The sequence below is a fragment of the Arthrobacter sp. SO3 genome (genome assembly GCF_020532825.1).
Classification (GTDB): Bacteria; Actinomycetota; Actinomycetes; order Actinomycetales; family Micrococcaceae; genus Arthrobacter.
The window spans coordinates 11,110-24,619 of record NZ_MQTS01000161.1; the positions used below are offsets into that span (position 1 = coordinate 11,110).

13 protein-coding genes are annotated in these 13,510 nt (G+C 67.8%); all 13 read left to right on the forward strand.

Annotation, left to right across the window (positions count from 1 at the left end; all coding sequences use genetic code 11):
• Positions 1-552 (forward strand): glutamate ligase domain-containing protein (locus BJQ90_RS14900; RefSeq protein WP_319004643.1); only part of this gene is annotated, 552 nt, incomplete at its 5' end.
• Positions 549-1,658, forward strand: a complete 1,110-nt coding sequence (gene mraY, locus BJQ90_RS14905) for a phospho-N-acetylmuramoyl-pentapeptide-transferase (protein WP_226761021.1) — start codon at positions 549-551, stop codon at positions 1,656-1,658. The genes BJQ90_RS14900 and mraY, both read left to right, overlap by 4 nt.
• A complete protein-coding gene (murD, locus tag BJQ90_RS14910) occupies positions 1,640-3,241 on the forward strand; it encodes a UDP-N-acetylmuramoyl-L-alanine--D-glutamate ligase (RefSeq protein WP_226761022.1) in 1,602 nt (533 codons plus the stop codon). The genes mraY and murD overlap by 19 nt, the downstream gene beginning before the upstream one ends.
• A 2-nt stretch (positions 3,242-3,243) precedes the next feature.
• The gene (ftsW, locus tag BJQ90_RS14915; protein ID WP_226761023.1) at positions 3,244-4,767 is read left to right on the forward strand and encodes a putative lipid II flippase FtsW; all 1,524 of its coding nucleotides are present in this window, start codon (positions 3,244-3,246) and stop codon (positions 4,765-4,767) included.
• Between the two features lie 6 nt (positions 4,768-4,773).
• Positions 4,774-5,913, forward strand: a complete 1,140-nt coding sequence (gene murG, locus BJQ90_RS14920) for an undecaprenyldiphospho-muramoylpentapeptide beta-N-acetylglucosaminyltransferase (protein ID WP_226761024.1) — start codon at positions 4,774-4,776, stop codon at positions 5,911-5,913.
• A 4-nt stretch (positions 5,914-5,917) separates the two neighbouring features.
• Positions 5,918-7,333, forward strand: coding sequence for a UDP-N-acetylmuramate--L-alanine ligase (gene murC / locus BJQ90_RS14925; protein ID WP_226761025.1), 1,416 nt, complete (start codon positions 5,918-5,920; stop codon positions 7,331-7,333).
• Positions 7,326-8,216, forward strand: coding sequence for a cell division protein FtsQ/DivIB (locus BJQ90_RS14930; RefSeq protein ID WP_226761026.1), 891 nt, complete (start codon positions 7,326-7,328; stop codon positions 8,214-8,216). Before murC ends, BJQ90_RS14930 begins: the two co-directional genes overlap by 8 nt.
• A 329-nt stretch (positions 8,217-8,545) precedes the next feature.
• Positions 8,546-9,772 (forward strand): cell division protein FtsZ, encoded by a 1,227-nt coding sequence (gene ftsZ / locus BJQ90_RS14935; protein ID WP_226761027.1) that lies wholly within the window; start codon positions 8,546-8,548, stop codon positions 9,770-9,772.
• A 91-nt stretch (positions 9,773-9,863) separates the two neighbouring features.
• Complete coding sequence (locus BJQ90_RS14940; protein ID WP_226761028.1) at positions 9,864-10,577, forward strand: polyphenol oxidase family protein; 714 nt, start codon at positions 9,864-9,866, stop codon at positions 10,575-10,577.
• Between the two features lie 44 nt (positions 10,578-10,621).
• Positions 10,622-11,368, forward strand: coding sequence for a YggS family pyridoxal phosphate-dependent enzyme (locus tag BJQ90_RS14945; RefSeq protein ID WP_226761050.1), 747 nt, complete (start codon positions 10,622-10,624; stop codon positions 11,366-11,368).
• 87 nt (positions 11,369-11,455) lie between these two features.
• Entirely contained in the window at positions 11,456-11,986 is a 531-nt protein-coding gene (locus BJQ90_RS14950; protein WP_226761029.1) for a cell division protein SepF, read from the forward strand.
• 138 nt (positions 11,987-12,124) lie between these two features.
• Positions 12,125-12,433 carry a YggT family protein gene (locus BJQ90_RS14955; RefSeq protein WP_226761030.1) on the forward strand — a complete coding sequence of 103 codons (309 nt, stop codon included), beginning with the start codon at positions 12,125-12,127 and terminating at the stop codon, positions 12,431-12,433.
• 150 nt (positions 12,434-12,583) lie between these two features.
• Positions 12,584-13,282, forward strand: a complete 699-nt coding sequence (locus tag BJQ90_RS14960) for a DivIVA domain-containing protein (protein WP_226761031.1) — start codon at positions 12,584-12,586, stop codon at positions 13,280-13,282.
• Positions 13,283-13,510 lie beyond the last annotated feature (228 nt).

Here is a 13,510-nt window from a genome sequence, read left to right on the forward strand (position 1 = left end):
CAGACGGCCGCCAGCCGCTGGCGGATGGAACGCACCGAACGGGCCGACGGCGTCACGGTCATCAACGATGCGTACAACGCCAACCCGGAATCCATGCGCGCCGCCCTGCGGACCCTCGCCGACCTCGGAAGGGGCCGCCGGACCTGGGCCGTGCTCGGGGCAATGCTCGAACTTGGCCCGGACTCCATCCGCGAGCACATGGCTGTCGGTACCCAGGTGGTCCGGCTCAACATCTCCCGGCTTGTCGTGGTGGGTCGCGAGGCCCGGTCGCTCTACGTCTCCGCCGTCAACGAGGGCTCCTGGGGCAACGAGTGCGTCTTCGCCGAGACAGCGGAGGAGGCCTACGAACTGTTGCAGGCCGAGCTTGGACCCGGCGACCTCGTGCTGTTCAAGTCTTCCAACAGCATCGGGCTGCGGCATCTGGGCGATCGGATAGCATTACCCCCACAGGCCCCCGGGACCGCTGCCGGCCCCGCCGAGGGAAGGGCTCCCGGACACGCCGCAGGAACCGCCACTGAAGGAACCGCCACTGAAGGGAGTGCGCTGCTGTGATTGCACTGCTGATGGGCGCCGGACTGGCCCTGCTGTTCTCCTTCCTGGGCACCCCGCTCTTCATCCGTTTCCTGGTCCGCAAGAGCTACGGCCAATTCATCCGGGATGACGGACCCACGTCGCACCACACCAAGCGCGGCACCCCCACGATGGGCGGCACGGTCGTGGTCCTGGCGGTGCTCGCCAGCTACGCCATCACCCACCTCGTCATGTGGCTGATGAACCCGGAGTCGCCGGGTCCGTCCGCCTCGGCCCTGCTGCTGCTGTTCCTGATGGTCGGGATGGGGCTCGTCGGCTTCCTGGACGACTTCATCAAGATTTCCAAGCAACGCAGCCTGGGCCTGAACGCCAAAGCCAAGCTGATCCTGCAGGCCGCCGTAGGCATCATCTTCGCGGTCCTCGCCCTCTATTTCCCCGACGAGAACGGTGTGACGCCCGCCTCCTACCAGATCTCCCTGGTCCGCGACATCCCGTGGTTGAACCTGGCCTTCGCCGGCACCGTCATCGGCGCCATCCTCTTCGTGCTCTGGTCGAACCTGATCATCACCGCCGCCACCAACGGAGTGAACCTCACAGACGGCCTCGACGGCCTGGCCGCCGGTGCCTCCATCATGGTCTTCGGCGCCTACACCCTGATGGGAATCTGGCAGAGCAACCAGTCCTGCGGTTCGCCGCGGCAGGCCGGCGCCGGCTGCTACACCGTCCGCGACCCCCTGGACCTGGCCCTGCTCGCCGCCATCCTCAGCGCGGCGCTGGTCGGCTTCCTGTGGTGGAACACCTCACCTGCCAAGATCTTCATGGGCGACACCGGTTCGCTGGCCATTGGCGGCGCCGTCGCCGGCTTCGCCATCCTGTCCCGGACCGAGCTGCTGCTCGCCTTCATCGGCGGCCTCTTCGTCCTGATCACCCTCTCGGTGATCATCCAGGTCGGCTACTTCAAGATCACCAAGGGCAAACGATTCTTCAAAATGGCCCCGCTCCAGCACCACTTTGAACTCAAAGGCTGGGCCGAGGTCACCGTCGTCGTCCGGTTCTGGATCCTTTGCGGACTCTTTGTCGCCGCCGGACTGGGCATCTTCTACGCCGAATGGGTGGTTCTGCTGTGACCGGTCCGATTCCCGCGCCACTCACCACCTCACCGCGGCTGGAAAACCTTGTCAGCTGGGACTCCGACTGGGCGGGCCTGCGGGTCGTCGTCACGGGCATCGGGGTTTCCGGGTTCGCCGCTGCGGACACGCTGATCGAACTCGGCGCCCGTGTGGTCGTGGTGGACGCCGCCACCGGCCCCACCGCCGAGGCCCAGGCGGATACGCTGCGGATTGTCGGGGCCGCCGGGGTCCTGCTCGGCGATCACGCCGTGGAAACCGTTCCCAAAATCGACGGCGCCAAGCCGGACCTGATTGTCACCTCGCCGGGGTGGCGGCCGGACCAGGCCCTGCTCGCCGCCGCGGCGAGGGCCCACATCCCGGTCTGGGGCGATGTTGAACTCGCATGGCGGGTCCGCGAACGCAAAGGCCGCAAGACCGCGGACTGGCTCACCATTACCGGCACCAACGGGAAGACCACCACCGTCGGGATGACCGAATCGATGCTGCAGGCCGCAGGACTGAAGGCCATCGCCGTCGGCAACGTCGGCACACCCATCCTTGATGCCCTGCGCGATCCGGTGGACTACGACGTCTTCGCCGTCGAGCTCTCCAGCTTCCAGCTGCACTGGTCCCACTCCGTTTCACCGGTGGCGAGTGTCTGCCTGAACGTCGCCGAGGACCACGTCGACTGGCACGGCTCCTACGCCTCCTACCTGGCGGACAAGGCCAAGGTCTACGAGCACACCCAAAAGGCGTGCGTTTACAACGCGGAGCAGATCGAAACCGAACGCATGGTGGAGGACGCCGACGTCGTCGAGGGCTGCCGGGCAGTGGCCTTCACCACCGTCACGCCGGCCGTCAGCATGCTCGGCGTCGTCGAAGGACTCCTCGTGGACCGCGCCTTCATCGCCGAACGCAAGGACAGCGCCGCCGAACTGGCTTCCGTTTCGGACCTCGGGACCGTGGCCCCGCGCCACATGGTGGCCAACGCCCTCGCCGCGGCAGCCCTGGTCCGCGCCTACGGCGTGGAGCCGGCTGCGGTCCGCAAGGGCCTGCTGAACTATCTTCCGGGGGACCACCGCATCCAGCTCGTGGCCCGCCACAACGGTGTGCTCTGGGTCGATGACTCCAAAGCCACCAACCCGCACGCCGCCTCGGCGTCCCTTTCCGCCTTCGAGAACGTTGTCTGGATCGCCGGTGGACTGTCCAAAGGCGTGAGCTATGACGCGCTTGTCCACGAGCACGCCCGCCGGCTCAAGGCCGTCGTCCTGATCGGGGCAGACTCCAGCGATCTCCTCTCCGCGCTGCGGCGACACGCGCCCGATGTCCCAGTGATCGGGGAGGGGAAGGGCGAAACTGAAGAGGTGCAGACTGCCGGGACGGCCGACGCCGTAGCAGGCCCCTCGCCGATTTTCAGCGAAACTGTGATGGCCCAGGCCGTTGCGTCGGCGGCGCAGCTGGCCACCTCCGGGGACACTGTGCTCCTGGCCCCGGCGGCTGCGTCCATGGATCAGTTCTCTTCCTACGCTCACCGTGGCGACGCCTTCATCGAAGCTGTCCGCGAGCTCGTGGAAGGGCAGGCTCAGACCAGCGAGGAGTAACAATGGTCAGCACGCCCACACGTAACCCCGCGGCCACACCGGCCGCGACAAAGCCGCACACCGCGAAGGCGCCGGCAGCAAAAACAACAGGGCCCACGGCCCAAAACGGCCCGCAACGGGCCGGCCGCAGGCTCCGGGACTGGAACCGGGGATTCTGGTCCGCGCTGGAAGGCTCGGGCAAGTCCCGCAACGGCTCCACGTACTACCTGATCCTGGGCTCCACGATCGCACTGACGGCAATCGGCATCCTCATGGTGCTGTCCGCCTCCAGCGTCGAGGCCATCGCCGCCGGGGAGTCGCCCTACACCGCCGCCCTCAAACAGGGGATGTTCGCCGGCATCGGCCTCTTCGGCATGTTCCTGCTCTCACGGGTCAACGTGGTGTGGCTCAAACGCGGAGCCTGGATCGCCATCATCGCGGCGTTCGTGCTGCTGGCACTCGTCCTCCTCGTCGGCCGGAGCGCCCTCGGCAACCAGAACTGGATCGACGTCGGCCCCTTCACCTTCCAGCCCTCCGAGGCGGCCAAGCTGGCGCTTGCCCTGTGGATGGCCACGGTGCTGGACCGCAAGGCCAAACTGCTGTCCCAGACCAAGCACGCCCTGATCCCAGTGGTGATCCCCGGCGCCGCCGGAGTGATCGGACTCATCCTCATGGGCAACGACCTCGGCACCGCCATGATCGTCATGATGATCACGGCGGCCGCCCTGTTCTTCGCCGGGGTGCGGCTGTACCTGTTCGGCATCGCCGGGGTCGTCCTCGCCGCGGGCACGATCGTCCTGGCCATCACCAGCCCCAACCGGGTCTGCCGCATCCTGTCCTGGACCGGGCAGACCTGCGCCGACGGCTCCGACGTGAACTACCAGTCCACCAACGGCCTGTATGGCCTCGCTTCCGGCGGCTGGTTCGGCGTGGGCCTCGGCCAGAGCCGGCAGAAGTACAGCTGGATCCCGGAAGCCCACAACGACTTCATCTTCGCTATCATCGGCGAGGAACTCGGTCTGGTCGGAACCTTCGTGGTCCTGATCCTCTTCGCCATCCTCGGCACCGCGATCTACCGGGTTGTCGTCGCGCAGAAGGACATGTTCCACCGTGTCCTGGCCGGCACCATAATGGTCTGGCTGCTCGGCCAGGCGACAGTCAACATGGCCGTGGTTACCGGCCTGGCCCCCGTGATTGGCATCCCGCTCCCGTTCATCTCCTACGGTGGCTCGGCGCTGCTCATGTCGCTGTGCGCGATCGGCGTAGTCTTGTCCCTGGCCCGGGCCCAAATGGCGCCCGGCCTGCAGCCCAAGCGGCTGTTCCGGTTCGGGCCGGCCGGGCTCGCAGCCACCCTGCGGAAGCGGAGTGCCGCACGCGGCGCAGCCCGGAACGCGGCAAAAAACCCGGCCGGGGCCAAAGCCCCCCGAACACCGGCCGCCGGGACACGAACTCCCGCTGCCGGGACCCCTGCCGCCGGGACTCCTGCCCCGAGAACACCCGCCGCCGGGACCCCTGCCCCCAGAACCCCTGCACGAAAGCGTAAATAGGCCTCCATGAACACCGAGCAGTCATTGTCCGTCGTCCTTGCCGGCGGCGGAACAGCCGGGCATATCAGCCCCCTCCTGGCCATCGCGAACGCCCTCCGGGAGGCCCGCCCCGGCGTGCGGCTCCTGGCCGTCGGCACGCCTGCCGGGATGGAAGCCCGGCTGGTTCCGGCCGCAGGCCTGGACCTCGTCACAATCAGCAGGGTTCCGTTCCCGCGCCGGCCGTCGATGGACCTGCTGCGGCTTCCCGGACGGCTGCTCCACGCCGTGAAACAGGCCGGCGACATCCTCGACGAGGCCAAAGCCGACGTCCTGGTCGGCGTCGGGGGCTACGTCTGCACGCCGATGTACCTCGCCGCCTGGCGCCGGAAGATCCCCATTGTCATCCACGAGGCGAACACCCGCCCGGGTCTGGCGAACCGGGTGGGGGCCCGGCTCGGCGGACACGTTGCCGTGGCCTTCGCCGCAACCCGGCTGGGTGCCGCCCGGCACGTTGGCATGCCGATGCGCCCGGAAATTTCCGGTCTGGACCGGAGCGCGGCCAGGACCGAAGCCCGGGCAGCCCTCGGCCTGGATCCGCAGCGTCCGGCCCTCATCGTCACCGGGGGCTCCTCGGGCGCCCAGAGCATCAACCGCACCATCGCGGCGTCGGTCGGCCTCCTGGCAGAGGCCGGCATCCAGACCCTGCACCTCACCGGACGCGGCAAGGCAGTCCACGACGCCGACGGCAGGCCGCTTTCGGCCCCCGGCTACCAGCAGCGCGAGTACGTTGACGGAATGGAAACCGTGTACGCGGCGGCCGATCTGCTCCTGGCCCGTTCCGGAGCCGCCACGGTCTGCGAGGTCGCCGCCGTCGGCCTTCCCGCCGTCTTCGTTCCGCTGCCCATCGGCAATGGCGAACAGGCGCTCAACGCCGCCGGGCTCGTCGGGGCCGGAGGCGCCCTGATCGTGGACGACGGCACATTCTCGCCGGAGTGGGTCCGCGGGCACATCATCCCGCTGCTGCAGGATCCGGACCGGCTCGCCCGGATGGCGGCCAGCGCCGAACGGCTCGGCATCCGGGATGCCGACCGGCGCATGTCCAGTCTCGTCCTTGAAACGGTGGCCTCTGCCAAGGCACAGCCGACCAAGCCCAGCAGGAAGCGGTAGCGGAATGACCCAGCCCGAACAGCAGAACACCTTCCCGGCCGCCCGCACCGCGGAATCCCTCGGCCGGGTGCACTTCATCGGCATCGGCGGCGTGGGAATGTCCGCCGTTGCGCGCGTCTTGGTGGCCCGCGGCCTGCCGGTCAGCGGCTCCGACGCCAAGGACCTCCCGGTCATGGCCGATCTGGCAGCCACCGGGGCGCGGATCTGTGTCGGCTACGACGCCGCCAACCTGGGCGACGCCCAGAGTGTGGTCGCCGGCTCCGCCATCCGCCCGGACAACCCCGAGCTGGCCGCGGCCCGGGCTGCGGGACTGCCCGTTTTCCACCGCTCGGAGGCACTGGCGGCCGCCATGGCCCAGGACACCGCCGTGACCGTCGCCGGCACGCACGGCAAGTCCACCACAACGTCGATGATCACCGTCCTCCTGCAGGGCGCGGGACTGGACCCTTCCTTCGCCATCGGCGCCAACGTCCCGGCGCTGGGCGTCAACGCCGCCAGCGGCAGCACCCCCATCTTCGTGGCGGAAGCCGACGAATCCGACGGGTCCTTCCTGAACTACAGGCCGCAGATCGCCGTTGTGACCAATGTCGAACCGGACCACCTCGACTACTACGGCACCGCCGAGGCCGTGTACGCCTCCTTCGACCGGTTCACGGCGCTGCTCCCGGCCGACGGGGTGCTTGTTGCTTGCGCGGACGACGCCGGAGCCAGGGCCCTGGCCCGGCGGACCCTCGAGCGCGGCAACACGCGCGTCGTGCTCTACGGCACCGGCGACGACGCCCAGCTCGTGCTGCACGACGGCGGGCCGGGGGACGTGTCCATCTCCACCCCCGCAGGACGCTTCGAGCTCGATCTGCACGTTCCCGGGCGGCACAATGCCCTCAACGCTGCCGCGGCTTTCGCCGTCGCCCTGGAGCTGGGCGTCGACCCCGCCGTTGCCGCCGGCGCCCTGGCCCACTTCACGGGGGCGTCCCGGCGCTTCGAATTCAAGGGCGGGGGCCGCGGCGTCCGGGTCTACGACGACTACGCCCACCACCCCACGGAAGTGCGCGCAGCCCTGTCCGCGGCGCGGTCGGTGGCCGGCGGCCACAAGCTGCACGTCCTCTTCCAGCCGCACCTGTTTTCGCGGACCCGGGAATTCGCCGGAGAGTTCGCCGCGGCGCTCAACGCGGCCGATACCGCACTGGTCCTGGACATCTTTCCGGCCCGCGAAGACCCGATTCCGGGCGTCACCAGCCAGCTGATCGCCGCCCACCTGGGAGCCGGTGGCCGGCTTGTCGGCCCGGGCGATGAGGCCGTGCAGGCCGTGGTGTCCGCCGCCGCACCCGGGGATATCGTGCTCACGGTCGGAGCCGGCGACGTCACGGCCTACGGGCCGCTGATCGTCGCCGCGCTGAACGACGGAGCCCCCGGTGCCTAGCACGCGACGCCCCAGCTACCGGACCGGTGCCCGCCGGCCGCCGTCGGCGCCCGCGAACCCGGCGTCGTCCGATGTCATCTCGGCGTCCAAGGACGGCGGTCCGACCGCTTCCGCAGCGGCCCCCGCCGCCGGAACCAAAGAGGAGGCGCCGCCGGCCCGGGACAATGTGCTGTCCTTTCCCGAACCCAAGGCCAAGCGGCGCAGGCGCATCCGCCAGGGCATCATTGGTTCCCTGGCCGTGCTGGTCGCGGCGATCATCGCCGCGGCGGTCTACTCGCCCGCCCTGGCGCTGCAGACGGTCACCGTCCAGGGCACCAAACTGCTGAGCGCGGAGCAGGTCCAGGCGGCCCTCGCGCCGCTGCACGGCAAGCCGCTGCCACAGATCAGCGACGGCGACGTAACAGCCCTGCTGCAGCCGCTGGTCCAGGTCAAGAAAGTCACCACCCAGGCACAGCCGCCCTCGACGCTGCTGGTCAAGGTGACCGAACGCGTCCCGGTGGCCCTGGTCAAGCAGGGCGAGGCCTACCAGCTGGTCGACGTCGACGGCGTCAAGCTCAGCGACACCGCCGACCCGGCCTCCATTCCGCTTCCGGTCATCGACGGCGGAAGCGGCACCCTGCCCAAGGACCTGTTCCACGCCATCACCGGCGTCCTGGGCGCGCTGCCGGCCGATGTGCTCGCCCGGCTCTCCAACGCCTCGGCCAAATCGGTCGATGCCGTTGAGCTCAAGCTCGTGGACGGCCAGACGATTGTCTGGGGCAATGCGGGGGAGAGGGAACTCAAGGCAAAAGTCCTGGAGGCCCTGCTGAAAGCCCCCGCGGACCCGAAGAACCCGGTCCGGATCTATGACGTGAGCGTGCCCCGGCACCCGGTCACCCGGTAGCGGCCGATCACTGGGCCGGGCGCCGGCGGGGGAGCGCACTGCGGTCCGCCCCGGGCGCCGGCCGCAGCGGACCACGCGGCACCGGAAACAGCAGTGACCCGGCACCGAGCCAGGACCAACACAGCACCAACACAGCACCAAAAGAGGCTATTTCACCGGTATTACCGCGACACGCGGGGCCGGTTATTGAATGTCATCTACATAGGAAATAGCGTCACAGCATGAGTTACTTGACATAACTATAACCTTCAACTCGAAGGTTAAGGTTCAAAGCTTCAAGTCCGACTCCATCAGTTTTCGCAATAGAACACGAACAAGGGACACGTAACGTGGCAGCTCCGCAGAATTACTTGGCCGTCATCAAGGTCGTCGGCATCGGCGGCGGTGGCGTGAACGCAGTCAACCGCATGATCGAGGTCGGGCTTCGCGGCGTCGAATTCATCGCGGTCAACACCGATGCGCAGGCATTGTTGATGAGCGATGCAGACGTCAAGCTCGACATCGGGCGTGAGTTGACGCGCGGCCTGGGAGCCGGTGCGAACCCTGACGTCGGCAGGCAGGCCGCCGAGGACCACGCCGAGGAGATCGAAGAGGTCATGCGCGGCGCTGACATGGTCTTCGTCACCGCCGGCGAAGGCGGCGGCACCGGTACCGGCGGCGCGCCCGTCGTGGCCCGGATCGCCCGGTCGCTCGGGGCGCTGACCATCGGCGTCGTCACCCGGCCCTTCACCTTTGAGGGCCGCCGCCGTGCAGGCTCTGCGGAGGCCGGCATCGATGCCCTCCGCGACGAGGTCGACACGCTGATCGTCATCCCCAATGACCGTCTGCTGTCCATCAGCGACCGCAACGTCTCCGTCCTGGACGCGTTCCGCTCCGCCGACCAGGTGCTGCTGTCCGGTGTCCAGGGCATCACCGACCTGATCACCACCCCCGGCCTGATCAACCTCGACTTTGCCGACGTCAAGTCCGTCATGCAGGGCGCAGGCTCCGCGCTGATGGGCATCGGCTCGGCGCGCGGCGAAGACCGCGCCGTCAAGGCCGCCGAGCTCGCCATTGCCTCGCCGCTGCTGGAAGCATCGATCGACGGCGCCCACGGCGTCCTGCTGTCCATCCAGGGCGGCTCGGACCTTGGGCTCTTCGAAATCAATGAGGCGGCCCGCCTGGTCCAGGAAGTCGCCCACCCCGAGGCCAACATCATTTTCGGTGCGGTCATCGACGATGCCCTCGGCGACGAGGCCCGCGTGACGGTCATCGCGGCCGGCTTCGACGACGTCAAGGCCACCTCGCCCTCCATGGACCAGTCGCTTCCGCAGTCGGCACCGCAGCGTCCGGCAGCGCCGGCCGCGGCCCCCGCCCCGGCACAGGCTCCGTCCTCGGCGCAGGTCCAGCCGCTGCACGCCACGGTCGGCGCTTCCGGGTACGGCGGCTGGGGCCAGCAGCGCCCGTCCGCAGTCCCGGCCGACTCCGGCTTCGACGTGGATCTGCCGTCCGTTGTGGAGCCGGACCTGTCCGGCCGCCACTCCGACGACCTGGATGTCCCTGACTTCCTCAAGTAGGTCCTGAAGCACCATGGCACTGCCGGTTGGCAGTGCCATGGTGCTTTCTCGTAGGATCGAAGCTCTGCAAACAAGTTTGGCGGTGTTCTGAGTGTTCTCGTGGCGGGCGGAAGTCCGGTCCGGCGTCTGGGTGGCATTTACCGACGCCGCCGCCGGCAACCTGGCGCTCCATGTCGGCGACGATCCGGTGGAGGTCCTGCGCCGGCGTGGCTGGCTTGAGGCGGCCCTGGGACTGGGCGACCGGAACTTCCAGTACATGAACCAGGTCCACGGCAACGAGGTGGCCAGCATTGGCGCCCGGGCCGCTGATGCCCCGACTGCTGACGCCATGGTCTCCCTGGGGGAACCCCTGGCCGTGATGGTCGCCGATTGTGTGCCGGTCATCCTGGTGGGGGAGGGGGCCGGCGGTGAAAGCCCCGTACTGGCCGTCGTTCACGCCGGGCGCCCGGGAGTCGCGTCCGGCGTCGTCCCGGCGGCGGTAACCCGTATGCGCGAACTCGGCGCCGCCGGGCTCAGCGCCTGGATTGGCCCGTCCGTCTGCGGAGGGTGCTATGAGGTGCCCGAGGCCATGCGTGACGACGTGGCCGCCCGGGTGCCCGCCGCCCGGTGCACCACCTCCCGGGGCACCCCGGGCCTGGACCTGCCGGCCGCCGTCCGCAGCCAGCTGCAGGACGCCGGTGTCCGGGTCGAATACACCGGCCACTGCACCCTGGAAGACGAAAACCTGTTCTCCTACCGCCGCGACCGGCACACCGGACGGTTCGCCGGTCTGGTGTGGACGGATGCGAGGACGGCACCGCGGTGAATGACCAGGTGAACGACGCGGTGAAACGACGGGCGCACGGGCAGATGAAGGCGCAGGAGCCGGCGAACAGGGAATTCGATCCCCGGCTGGAAGAGCTCCGGGAGCGGCTCGCCGCCGTCCGGCGCCGCATCGACGGCGCCGTCGCGGCCGCCGGCCGGCCGGAACGACCGCCCCGGCTGATCGTGGTCACCAAATTTCATCCCGCCGAGGACGTGCGGAGACTCGCCCTCCTCGGCATCGCGGACGTCGGGGAGAATCGGGACCAGGAAGCCGCGGAAAAGGCTGCCGAGCTGGCCGGGCTGGAGCTCCGCTGGCACTTTATCGGCCAGCTCCAGAGCAACAAGGCGAAATCGGTCGTGAAGTACGCCCATGCCGTGCACTCTGTCGACCGCCTGCAGCTGGCCCGGGCCCTGTCCAAGGCCATGGCGGCCGAACAGGAACGCACCGGCAGGGCGCCCCTGGACTGCTTCATCCAGGTCAGCCTCGACGACGACGCCGGCGGCCACCGCGGCGGTGCCCTTCCGGCCGACGTCCCGGCGCTGGCCGAGGAATTGGCCGGCCACGCGGGGCTCCGCCTGGCCGGGGTGATGGCCGTCGCGCCCTTTGGGGCCGATCCGGCCCCGGCGTTCGAGAAGCTCGCGGAGCTTTCGGCACGCCTGACCGCCGACCATCCCGGCGCCACAGGCATTTCCGCGGGCATGAGCCAGGACCTGGAGCAGGCCATCCGGTTCGGGGCGACACACCTTCGCATTGGCTCCGATATTCTCGGTCCGCGTCCGGCGTTGCGGTAGGTTCAACGTATTGGAAGGTAATGGCGGGGATTCCAAGGCTGCTAAGTCACTGATCGGCCCGCTGACGGACACGATTAGGAGTCGACCATGGCCGGCGCTCTGCGCAAGACAATGATCTATCTTGGGCTCGCCGATGGCGACGAACACTACGAGTCCGAGCACCAAACATCGCACAAGGATGAGGACGATTCCATGGAGCATGACCGCGAGGAACGCCGAGCACCGGCGCCCGTCCGCGAGGCCCCCAGGGAAGAGCCCTACGCCGTTGAAGAGGAATATCGCGCACCTGTGACACCCATCAAGCGAGCGGCATCGAGCCGCGAAGAGCACACCGGACTCCGCCAGATCACCACGATCCACCCGCGGTCCTACAACGACGCCAAGCTCATCGGCGAAAGCTTCCGTGACGGCATTCCCGTCATCATGAACGTCACTGACATGGGTGAGGCGGACGCGAAGCGGCTCGTCGACTTCTCGGCCGGGCTGGTCTTCGGACTTCGCGGCAGCATCGAGCGGGTCACAAACAAGGTGTTCCTGCTGTCGCCGTCGTATGTTGAAGTCATCGGCGACGACAAAAAGGTCAGCGAGACCCAGGCGAGCTTCTTCAACCAGAGCTAGCCCACGATTTTGCAGAGGATGCCAGGCAGGGGACACCCTGTCTGGCATCATTGCTGAATTATCCGTGTTGAAATAGAGGCGTAACTATCAAGAGGACACTGCGGTATCCGGAATGAACATGGAGATATGAGTTAGCTCATGGGAATTGTTTTCGGACTCGTCTATATCGCTTTGCTGTTGTTCTTTGTTGCCCTCATCATCCGGCTGATTTTTGACTGGGTGCAGATGTTCGCCCGCGGCTGGCGGCCGCGCGGCGCGGCCCTCGTCACGGCGCACGCTGTGTATTCGGTCACAGACAGGCCACTCAAACTGCTCCGGCGGCTCATTCCGCCCCTGCGGCTCGGCGGAGTGTCACTGGACCTAGGCTTCCTGCTGCTGTTCGTGGCGGTCACCATCGCCATGGGAGTTGCCAAGTTCCTGGTGTTCTCCCAGCCGATCGCAGCGTAGTTGGACGGCGGACCCGGTCCGCGGCCCGAAACAGTTAGAAACTCCGGTTTGACACTGCGGTGTTGAATTAGAGGAACCAGACCATATTTAGGTACCGTAGTTTTGACGGCCGGAAGGCCTACTGACTAACTAGACCAACGAGGTGACCAGATGGCTTTGACGCCAGAAGACGTTGTCAACAAGCGCTTTCAGCCGACCAAGTTCCGCGAAGGCTACGACCAGGATGAAGTTGATGACTTCCTGGACGAGATCGTCGTTGAACTGCGACGCCTGAACCAGGAGAACGACGAGCTGCGCAAGAAGCTCGCCGAACTGGGCGCCGGCACGCCTGCCAGCTCCGCCGCCGCGGCTCCCGTGGTGGAAAAGGTTCCGGCACCCGTCAAGGTCGAGAAGGAAGACCGCGCCAAGGCAGAAGCCGCAGCCCAGGCCGAGGCCAAAGCTGCTGAAGCCGCCAAGGCTGCTGAAGCTGCCAAGAAGAAGGAAGCCGAGCAGGCAGCTGCCCCGGCACGCACCGCCGTGACCCCGGCATCCGAGTCCGCTGCAGGCCTGCTCGCCATGGCGCAGCAGATGCACGACAAGCACGTCGCAGACGGCGAGCAGCAGCGCGACAAGATCATCGCCGAAGCGCAGATCGAGGCCAGCAGCCTCGTCAACGACGCCCAGGAGAAGTCCCGCAAGATCCTCGGTGCCCTTGAGCAGCAGCGCTCCGTGCTGGAACGCAAGGTCGAGCAGCTCCGCGGCTTCGAGCGCGACTACCGTTCACGCCTGAAGGCCTACATCGAAGGCCAGCTCCGCGATCTGGATGCCCGCGGCTCCGTGGCGGCCCCTGAGGTCGAAGCGACCAGCTAGGCATTAAGCAAGTATTCTGAAAGCCGGTGGCTGAGGATTCCTCGGCCACCGGCTTTTGTCATTAACCGCAGCTACACCCGCGGCCGTGACCAAGAACCCCTCTCCCAGTGCCCGCACTGGCCCGTGAACGAAAGCCTTATGACTGACGCACCCTCACCCGACGCCACGCAGCCTGCTGAGCCTGCCGAGGCCGCGCCCACGAAGCCTCGGCCGCGGCGGGTCCTGCTG